Raw genomic sequence first — 9,992 nt, 5'->3', positions numbered from 1 at the left:
CAAGGATTCTCATCTAAATACTGCCAGCAGGCAAGAAAAGTGAGTTAAATCTAGCGGTCGCGGTGGTCGGCTGCAGCCCGGGACGAATCCTCCCCACGGCGCGCCTCACAGGCGGCGGAAGTTCTGCGGCCGCCGCTGTCACGCACAGGTGCCCGCCCGGCGCACAGCCCGTCAGCGGAGCCCGAGCTTGCGGTCGGCCAGGTCGTACGGGTCGGAGGTGTCCGGGAGCCGGTCCCGCGCGTCTGGGCGGGGGCCGGGGCCGGTGGGCACCGGGGCGGGGGCGGGCCTCGCTTCGCGTGCAGCGCCGTTCGCGGGTGCCGGTGTGTGGACAGCAGCAGCGGTGCCGAGTCCCGGGCGGCCGGGGCCGTGACGGGAAAAACCGGGAGGCGTGGCCGGGGCCGGTGCGGGGTGCCGCCGTGAGGCCGTGGCCGGCCGCACGGCTGGGTGGCCTCCCGCCCGTGGGGTGCGGACTGCGGCGCCGCGGTCCTGCACGGGCTGTGGCCGGGGTCGCCGTAGGGGTCCGTGGGGGCTGGCCGGCCGGTAGGAAGGCGGGGCGGCGCGCGCGACGCGCCGGACGGGCGCGGGAATGTTGTGAACGTATGGCCGGGCGGGGCGGACCGTTCCTGTGTGCATACAGACAGAGCCGCGCCGGAACATGCTCTGACCTGGTGTTTTACCGGTCTTGATACCGGTTCCAAGATCGGATATGCCGGTCGCCGGACCGCCATATACCGGTTCCCGGAGCGGTTCATCCGGATCGTGCAGTCACGATATCCGGATCCTCCAACCGGCATACATGTACGGGAAGTACATGTCCTGTCAGTTCACGGATCCTGCGCGAGGTACCGTGACGCCTGTACTCATAGGACATGTCGAGGGACCGGAGACCCCGATGCCGCGCTCCGCGCACCAACGGCACGACAGCCGCGGCGAACCGCAGACCCGCTTCGGCTACATCGGCTCCTACAGCACCGTCGACAACGCCCGCCTCGAGGCCCTCGCCGCGGTGCCCAAGAAGGACGGCGGCCTGACCGACCGCGAGTTCCGCATCCTGCAGTGGTTCGTCGGGGCCACCCCCGGATACGACCAGCCCGTCATGAAGACCACCGCGTACATCGCGGAGCGCAACGGCATGACGGGCGACGCGCTGGGCCGGATCATCCGCACCCTGGTCAAGCGCCGACTCCTCTTCTTCGCCGAGGAGTTCGGCCGCCAGAAGTTCTACAAGGTGACCCCCTACCTCGCCAGCCAGGGGTCCTCCGCCGAGCAGCGCGAAGCCATCCGGGCGTTCAATCCGCCCGACATCCCGGGCCTCACCAACGGGCCTGTAAGGGGGGACCAGCAGTGATCACCGCCGACGACACGCAAACACTCGCGCGCGAGGTCCTGCGCCGTTCCGAAGCCCTCAGCCCCAACCAGCGCCTCGTGCTGCAGCTGTACGCGATCATGCCGAAGGAACCGGGCGGCGCGGTCCGCAAGACCGCCCGCGCGCTGGCGGAGGACGAGCTGGGCTGGAAGCCCACCCTGTTCTCCCGCGTCCGCGGCCAACTCATCGAAGACGGCTGGCTGGAGTACGTCGACAAGCTCTCCAACTCTCCCATCTACCGCCTCGGCGAACGCGCCACCGGCCAGCGCACCGTCATCCCGCTGCGCTCCCGCACCGCCTGACCCCAGCCGCAGCCAAGGGGGCACCACCCAGCACACCGGCCCGGACGCGATCACCGCGCCCGGGCCGACCCGCACCCCGACCACAAAGCCGGCCCCCGCGAAGACACAGACCACCCCAACCCCGACAACGAGCCGCGCCCCGAAAAGGTCACGGCCCCGCCCTGCATCCCCGGCCGGCGCCCGCCCCCGCCACTCACGCACCGGGCTGCGCCGCCTCGCCCCTCCTCCGCCGACACCACGCCCGCCGCCCCGCGCGTGCGCGGCCCGGCGAGGCGCACCAGGACACGTCCTCCAGAACCCGGCCCGACTCGTCCGCTGAACTCGCCCGGCCAACAGCGGCCGAGCCCGACAGCGGCCGCACCAGCACCCCCCAGCCCACCGCGCCGCCGTGCCGTCCCGCCGATCGCGGCCCCGCGCCTGCGGCCTGTGCTCGTGCCGCTACCCGCTCCGGTCCCGCCTTGTGCCGTCCCCCGCGATGCCGCGGGCCGTGGTGACATCCCTCCGCTCCATGCCCGGCCGTCTCCGTACCGTGGCCGCGTCACTGTGCCGGCCGCCTCATCCACTCTCACGCGTTACATAAACCGGCCCCGGTTATGTACCGGAGGGCTAGACTCGTCTTCAAGGCGTTACACCCCTTGTGCGGGGTGGGGCCGACGCTGCGCGCCTGCCCTCCGCCGGCCCCGGCCGCCGCCCGCCCGCGACGTGGGCCGCCCCGCCTCGCCCTACGCTGCCCTGCTTCTGCTGGAGTTGCCTGTGTCCTCCTCGCGTTCCGCCTCCGCCGCCAAGACCGGGGCAGCTACGGGCCTGGTGCTGCCGCCCGCCGACGACCCGGTGTGGGGGAGTGTGCCGCTCGCGCTGCGGCAGAACCTGTCCGTGCCCGCCCACCGCCTGGTGAACCCGCCGCGCGGGGGGCTGGCGGAGAAGTCCGGCCGCCCGCTGCGCCTGGCGCTGAGTGCCGCCGCGAACAGGCGCACGACCGGCGCCCACTGGCACGTGCTGCTCACCGCTCCCCGTGCCGCGTTCGGCGGCCCCACCAGCGACCGCGCCGAGCAGGCATACACCCTGCTGCAGCAGATCGTCGCCGACTGCCTGCGCCCTGCCCTGGCCGCGTCGGCCGGCCCGGACGGCACCGCCCCGGCCGAGCAGCCCCCCGCCGCCCCGGCCGCTCCCGCACCCGCCCCGGTCAAGCCCCCCGTCGCCGCGCCGGAGCCCGTCGCCGACTTCCTCCCCGACCCCGACCCCGATGCCGCTCCCGACGCAGTCGTGGCCGCCACGCCCGGGGACGACGCCGCCAAGGAGCCGCCCAACCCCCTTCCGGCAGCACCCGCCGAGGACCCGGCTACCAGCGAGCCGGCCGCCGACGCCGCCCACGAGCCGGCCGCCGGCGTCGAGTTCGCGGCCGGTGAGCTGGCCGGCGCCCTGCGCGAACTCACCGAGCACCGCACCGTCCTGGTCCTCACCAGTGCCCACCCGGACGCCGCCCACGCCGCTCTCGCCCAGCACCTGCCCGCCGACCTGCCGGCCGTGTCCGTGGCCGCAGGCGACCGCGCCGCCCTGGCCCGCGCCCTCTACACGCAACTGGGCCTCGGCCGCCGTCAGCGACAGCCCCGCACCCTGGGGGACACCGAAGACCTGATCGTCGCCGAACTCCAGCGAGCCCCCCGCCTGATCGTCGCCACCGCCGCCTACGACCTGCGCGCCTCCGCCCTCCAACTGCTCTACAGCCTGTGGGTGCGCGAGAGCTTCGCGCTGGTCCTGATCGGTGACACCAACCTCACCACCCTCCTGCAGCGCACGGACATGCCGAGCCTGAAGTCCCGCCTTCGGCACCACCCGGCCCCGACCGCCTCGGACACCGTCGCACCGGGCGGTACAACTCCGGCCGAGCAGCAGGACCCCCTCACCGCCCCGCCGCAGCCGGCACCCGCCGAGCCCCCCACCACACCGGCGCCACCCGTCGGCCAGGCACCCGCCGACCCGGCAGCCCCTGCCGCGGCCACCGGCGACCCGCGGATCGCCCCGGATCCTGCCGGCACCGTCCACGGTGAGGAACTGGCCGACCACGTACGGGAGATCGCCCGGGCCCGCGCCATCGGGACCGTCACCGGTCCCGACGCCACCACCGTGCACGCCGCCCTCACCCGCATGCCCGGCCTCCCGGACCTTCCGGCCGTGCGCACGGGCGGCAAGGACCGGTCCTCCCTGGTCCGCGACCTGTTCGTACAGCTCGGCCTCGACCAGCGCATGCCACAGCCCGGCAGGCGGTGGGCCGCCGAGGACCTGATCGCTGCCGAACTGCGCCGCGCCTCCCGCCTCGTCATCGTGCCCAGGGCCCACGAACTGCCCACCGCGGCCCTGCGCATGCTGTACGACCTGTGGTCGGCCGACAACTTCCCGCTGGTCCTGGGCGGCGACGACCGCCTCGACGGCATCCTCCAGCGTCGTGCCCTGGCGTCCTTGAGCTCGTGCGTGCTCCTGCACCACCACCTGGACCCCGCCGGCGAAGACGCCCCCATTCCCGCCCCGGCCGACAGCCCGGACGCCGCCGTCCCTGAGCTGCCCGCTCCCGACCCCCGGGCGGCCGCCGCACCGTCCGCAGCCGGCCCCCGCACCAGCCCGGAACCTGCCACCGCGCCCCCCGCCCCGACCACACCGTCCTCCCCAGAACGGGCCGCCGGACCGCTCCCCGCCACCGCCGCACCCACAGCGCCCCAAGAACAGCCCGCCCCCCACGCCGCCAGCACCGCCCCGGCCTCCAACCAGGCCGCCCCCGGTACCCCGGAGCTGCCGGCCCCCGCCACGCCGGCGCCCGCCGCCGACTCCGGCCGGCCTGCGACCACATCCGAACCGGCCCCGGCGCCCGGCAAGGCCAAGGCCGTCCCGGGCAAGACCCCCGCCACGCTCCACCAGGCCCGCGCCGCGCTGCCCGACCTGATCCGCGCCGCCGCCGACGGCACCCCCACCCCCCTCACCCGCGAGGACACCGACCACGCACTTCTGACCACCCCCGACGCCGCTGCCGCCCTGGGCTGGGGCCTCGAGCACGCGCCCGCCCACGGGATCGCCGACGCCCGCAAGAAACTCGGCGACCTCATCCATGAAGCCGCCCAGGGCCACCCCCAGGTCCTGCGCCGCCACACCACTCCCGTCGCCGTGCTGCTCCCGGCCACCCCCACCGGCACCCCCCACCCGCCGGACACCCCCGCCCCCGCCGACGCGGCACCCCCGGCCACCGGGCCCACGCCCCTCGCGGAGCCCACCGGTCCCGCCCCGGCCGGTCCCGAACCGGCACCGTCGCCCCAGCCCGCCCGTACGACCGCGGCCGGCACCGCCCCGGCGCCGGCGCCGGCCGCACCGAGCGACCCGGCCCCGGCCGAACAGCGGCCCGCCCCGGCCCCCGTCACCCCGGCCGCCGGCCCGGCGACCGCGCCCGACACCACCGAGCAGACCCCCGCGGCCGCCCTGCACGTGCCGCCCACCGACACCGCTCCCGTCGGCGTCCCGGCCGCGCCACGCGCCTCACGCCGTCTCGCCCCCCTCGGCGAGGCCTTCACCACCGTTCTGGCCCCCGCCCCCGCGGACACCGACCCCGCCACCGGCACGGTCACGTCCCCGCGCGGCCTGTCCACCGGCATCCCCGGCCTCGATGATGCCCTCGGGGGCCTGCAGCCCGGCCGCTTCTACCTCGTCGCCGCCGCCCCCGGCACCGGCGGCAGCCTCCTCGCCACCACCGCAGCCCGCTCCACAGCCCTCGACCACCACCAGCCCGTCCTGTACGCCGCCTCCGGCCTCACCCGAGCCGACGTCGCCGCCCGGATCGTCGCCGCCCACCTGACCGTCGACTACCGCCGCCTGCGCACCGGCCAGCTCACCGAGACCGAACAGGCCGACGTCGCCGCCCTCCACCACCACCTGGCCACAGCTCCCCTCTACATCGACGACGGCACCGACCTCACCGCCGCCGCCATCACCGAGACCATCACCGACCTCACCGGCACGGCCCTCCTCGTCGTCGACCGCCTCCAGGCCGCCGACGACCCCCACCTGCCCCTGTCCGGCCCCCGCCTGACCGACGCCGCCCAGACCCTCGCCCACCTCGCCCGCACCCACCACCTCCCGGTCCTCGCCGCCCTCGACACCGACCACCCCGACCTGGTCAACACCCTCGGCCTCGACACCGTCCTGCTCCTCACCCCCGACCCCGACCACCCCCACCACCGCGTCCAACTCGCCATCACCGAACGCGACCTCGGCCTCCAGACCACCCTCACCCTCCACGCCGACCGCGCCCACGCCCGCCTCACCGACTTCGACCCCTACGCCCACGACCCCGAACCACTCACCCCCGAGCAGATCGCCGCCGTCCAGCCCTTCCCCTCGATCACCAACCCCGCCGAACTCTTCCTCAACCCCCACCCCACCCCCGCCCCCCAGGCCCCCGCCGCGCCCGGAGCCCCCACCGCCCCCGAGGCCTCCGCCTGGCCGCCCGTAGCCGTCCCCGGCCGCTCCACACCCCCCGCAACCAGCGAGCCGACCAGCACCCCGCACCCACCCGCGCCAGAACCCACTCCAGCCGCCGCGGCCACCACCAGCGACCCCGCGCCGCACCGCACCCAGCCGCCGCGCACCACCGCCGGCAGCGGCACCTACGCCGGCCGCGACTACTCCCACTACACCGGCCAGATCACCCGCGCGGTCGACCAGGCCCTCGAAGAGCACTGCGGCGACCTCGAAGCCGCCACCGCCGCCCTGGTAAAAAAGGCCGTGCCCGACGCCATGGCCCTGTTCAAAGAAACCCGCGTCGGCTCAAATTACGACCACACCGTCTATCCGGAACTCCTCGAAATCCTCCGCAAAAAAACCAGGGACGGCTCAGACGAAATCTGGGAAGGACGCCACAACTGGACCAACACCGCTCTCACCGACCAACTGGGCACCGGCGCCCTCGCCCCCGTCACCGTCGCCGCCCTCGACACCAACGCCTCCTTCCTGGCCGCCTTCAAGACCCACCTGCCCATCGGCGCCCTCAGGCACAACCCCCACGGAGGCTTCGACCCCAAGCTCTCCGGCGTCCACCTCCTCACCCAACGCCCCACCTGGCACCACCCCCACCTCCCCGACCCCATCGGCAACCGCCGCGAGACAGGCCCCGTCGTCCTCACCGACGCCACCGTCCGCCTCCTCATCCGCTGCGCCGGCTACGACCTGTGCGACGAGCCGGTGATCGCCGAGAGCTGGACCAGCGGCGCCAGCGAAGGCCTGCTGGAGAAATTCCGCCGCGTCCTCACCGAATCCCGCCACACCGCCCTCGAACGCGAAGCCGCCGGATACGCCGACGGAACCGTGGCCGTCGAATACATCAAGGCCATGTACTCCAAATTCACCTCCACCCTCGGCGAATCAAACGCCAACCTCGAAATCCGCCGACCCGAGTGGATGCACCTCATCCGCTCCCAGGCATTCGCCAACCTCTGGTACAAAGCCCACCGCGCCCACAAAAAGGGCCTCACCGTCGTCCGCGTCCGCGGCACCGACGAACTCCACGTCACCGGCGGCAACTGGCGTACGGTATTCACCGAGGGCCGCGGCCCCGCCGAAATGAAACTCAAGGACCAGTACACCCTGCCGAGGAAGACCACCGCCTGATGTCCACCGACGGATGGAAGAACTTCGGAAAATACGGCGCGAACCGCGACCCCGGAAACATCCACGGCAAATACGCCCTCGGCCGCGCCCTCGAGGACGCCCTGGAACGCATGATCATCCACGGCGGCATCAGATCCCCCGCCAGCACCCGCCGCGGCCTCATGGCCCGCATGAACTACCTCACCACCACCGGCGGCGGCGCCCAGGCCATGGCCGAAGCCGGCATCACCGCCACCCGCCCCACCATCCGCGCCTGGACCAGAGGCACCCAACACCCCCGCCCCGAGAACCAGGAAGCGATCGACACCGCCTACTGGAACCTGCGCGCCACCAACATCCTCAACAACCCCGGCGCCCTCAAACAGCACCTCAACCGCGGCGGCCACGGCACCGAAGTGGAGATCCACCCCATCAACCAGGACGTCGTCGAGGCACCGCGGCGCCGCAGCAACCTGCGCGTACGCCGCTTCCAAGTCCGCTACATCTGGGACGACGCCGTCGACGCCCTCGTCGCCGGCGACGTCGCCGGGCTCGAAGACATCTGGGACGACATCATCGGCGAACTCGACTCCGACTGGGGCGCCTACACCTACGTCTCCCACATCGGCCTCGGCGCCTGAAAGGACACCACCCCATGCCACCACGCCGACGAGGCGACGGCCCGCTGATGAACGCCGTCAACCTCCTGGGCATCCTCGGCCCGCTCATCCTCGCCGCTCTCCTGCTCGGCCGACACCTCGGCTGAACAACCCCCGAAGCAGGCCGGCACCGTACGACCCCTGGTCGTCGCCCCCGCGACCGCCGGGGCGAAGCACTGCCCGAGCCCGGCGCGCAGGCCCCTCCCCACTCTGACCGCCGTGAACCGCTGCCGCAGTTCACGCAGTTCGTCGCCGGTGAGGCCGTCGCCCCACGCGCTCGCGCGCCGGAAGGCGGCTTCTCCCGCGTCGCGCAACTGCCCCGCGGGCCGCCGCCCGCCCGCGGCCGCGCCATCACACCGCGACCGAGCTGAAGAACCTGCACGAGCGGGCCGCCACCACCCTGGCCGACGCCCCCGACGCGGGCACCGCCAGTTACACGACCGTGCTGCAGCGCCTGGTGGGGGCCAACCCGGCGGCCTGGACCGCCGACGTCCCCGCCGTACTCGCACTCAGCCGCACCCTGCCCGTACCCGCCGACCCGCACGTCCCCGACACGGGCGAGTACACCAGCCGGGCCTGGTCCGGCCTGCCGACCTTCGTGTGGCGCACCGGCGACGCCCTCGGCGGTGACCTGCCGGCCGTCCTGAACCGGCTGCACGCCCCCGCCGAGCCGCTCACCCGCCCCGCCGCCAGCTGCGGCGGCCCGTCCGGCAACGCTCGCCCGCCGACCGCGCGGCCAGGAAGGAACAGGAGCTGCCCGCGAGCCTGCTGGACGCCCACCCGGCGGTGCGCGAGCTGGACTGCCTCCTCAACTACGCCGCCAGCCAGGCATCCAGGGACGGACAGATGCCCGGCGCGCCTTGGACCTGGCCGCCCGCGGTGGCGACGAGGCGGTCGTCGCCGCGCTCGGCGCGCACCCGCCCCCCTGCTGCACCGCCGCGCCACCGCCTTCACCGCCCCCCCGAGCTGTACGCGCCCGTCCCCGGCCGGCCCTCGCCGGCCGCCGTGTGGCTGCACGACCGCCGCGGCCCCGGCCTCGATCCACTGCTGCTCGCCGCCCTGCGCGAAGAACCCGCCGACGCCATCGCCTTCCGCGCGGTGCACGCGCTGCTGACCAGCCATGACGGCCTGCTCGACGAACCCGTGGCCGTCTGGCGGGAGTTGGCCGCCGGCCCCGGCGCCGCCGAGGCCGCCTCCAGCTTCCTCGGCTACCTCGGCCTCGGCACCTCGATGCGGCCGACCGACCGACCGGACCTCGGCGGACACCGAACAGGTGTGGTGGACCGCCGCCCTCGACGAAGGCCTGCCGCCCGGCGCGCCCGCGGGCGCCGACGACTTCGCCGCAGCGCTGCCAGACGAGCTGTGGCTGCCGCCGGCCCGGCGCAGCGCCGCCCACACCCCGACCCAGGCCGACGCCGAACGCGCCACCCACCCACCCACCCACCCACCCACCAGCCCGCCGGCGGCCTCCAGACCGGCCCAGGCCACCTCCGCCCGCCGCGCCCGTCCTCCGTACATCGGTCTCAGAGCCTGAGCGGCCAGCCCGTAAATTCCCACCGCTGGCGCCGTCCTCACGCTACAGAAAGACCTCACCACCGAAAGCACGAAATACAGACCCAGCAATTGGCCATGCTGCATGATGAGAATTTAGACGGCGAAGAAGGCCGGTAGATAACATGTCTCCCCTGGAAACAGCGTGAATAATGTAACGCCATTTGCAAACCTGGGTACAAAATCAACTCCCATTGCCTCGATAGCCAGATTTCCGGTAACCAGATTCACAAGAGGTCTAGACCTCTTGTGAAGGAAGACTGTGACGATGAGTCACCGTTACAGAACTTGCGCGGTACACAACGACGTGACACAATCAGGTACACAAGAGGCCAACACCGGGAGCCCGGCACGATGTGCAAGTGCGGATCAGACACCTACACGGGGCACGTAGAGCGCACCGCAAGGACCGCGAACGCCTCACCGGCCAGTATTCGGCCCCTAGGGATGACCGGTACGGCGACCGCACAGCCCGCGGCCGGCACCGCG

Annotated in this window: 5 protein-coding genes; all 5 read left to right on the top strand. The window is 73.5% G+C overall.

The genetic code is table 11. From position 1 onward, the window contains the following. Positions 1-892 precede the first annotated feature (892 nt). The 5 genes from ABT300_RS37355 to ABT300_RS37335 all read left to right on the top strand — a co-directional run bounded on the left by ABT300_RS37355 (position 893) and on the right by ABT300_RS37335 (position 9,486). Entirely contained in the window at positions 893-1,348 is a 456-nt protein-coding gene (locus ABT300_RS37355; protein WP_351685708.1) for a MarR family transcriptional regulator, read from the top strand. Then, positions 1,345-1,668, top strand: coding sequence for a replication initiation protein, RepL2 (locus tag ABT300_RS37350; RefSeq protein WP_351685705.1), 324 nt, complete (start codon positions 1,345-1,347; stop codon positions 1,666-1,668). Before ABT300_RS37355 ends, ABT300_RS37350 begins: the two co-directional genes overlap by 4 nt. A gap of 753 nt (positions 1,669-2,421) precedes the next feature. Next, positions 2,422-7,314, top strand: coding sequence for a type II toxin-antitoxin system prevent-host-death family antitoxin (locus ABT300_RS37345; protein WP_351685702.1), 4,893 nt, complete (start codon positions 2,422-2,424; stop codon positions 7,312-7,314). Beyond that, positions 7,314-7,934 carry a hypothetical protein gene (locus tag ABT300_RS37340; protein ID WP_351685699.1) on the top strand — a complete coding sequence of 207 codons (621 nt, stop codon included), beginning with the start codon at positions 7,314-7,316 and terminating at the stop codon, positions 7,932-7,934. The genes ABT300_RS37345 and ABT300_RS37340 overlap by 1 nt, the downstream gene beginning before the upstream one ends. A 1,291-nt stretch (positions 7,935-9,225) precedes the next feature. Further along, positions 9,226-9,486, top strand: a complete 261-nt coding sequence (locus ABT300_RS37335) for a hypothetical protein (RefSeq protein ID WP_351685696.1) — start codon at positions 9,226-9,228, stop codon at positions 9,484-9,486. Positions 9,487-9,992 lie beyond the last annotated feature (506 nt).

The organism is Streptomyces sp. NPDC001027 (assembly GCF_040299045.1).
In the GTDB taxonomy this organism is placed as follows: Bacteria; Actinomycetota; Actinomycetes; order Streptomycetales; family Streptomycetaceae; genus Streptomyces.
The sequence above is the reverse complement of the archived record's forward strand: the minus strand, read 5'-3'. Positions and strand labels throughout refer to the sequence as shown.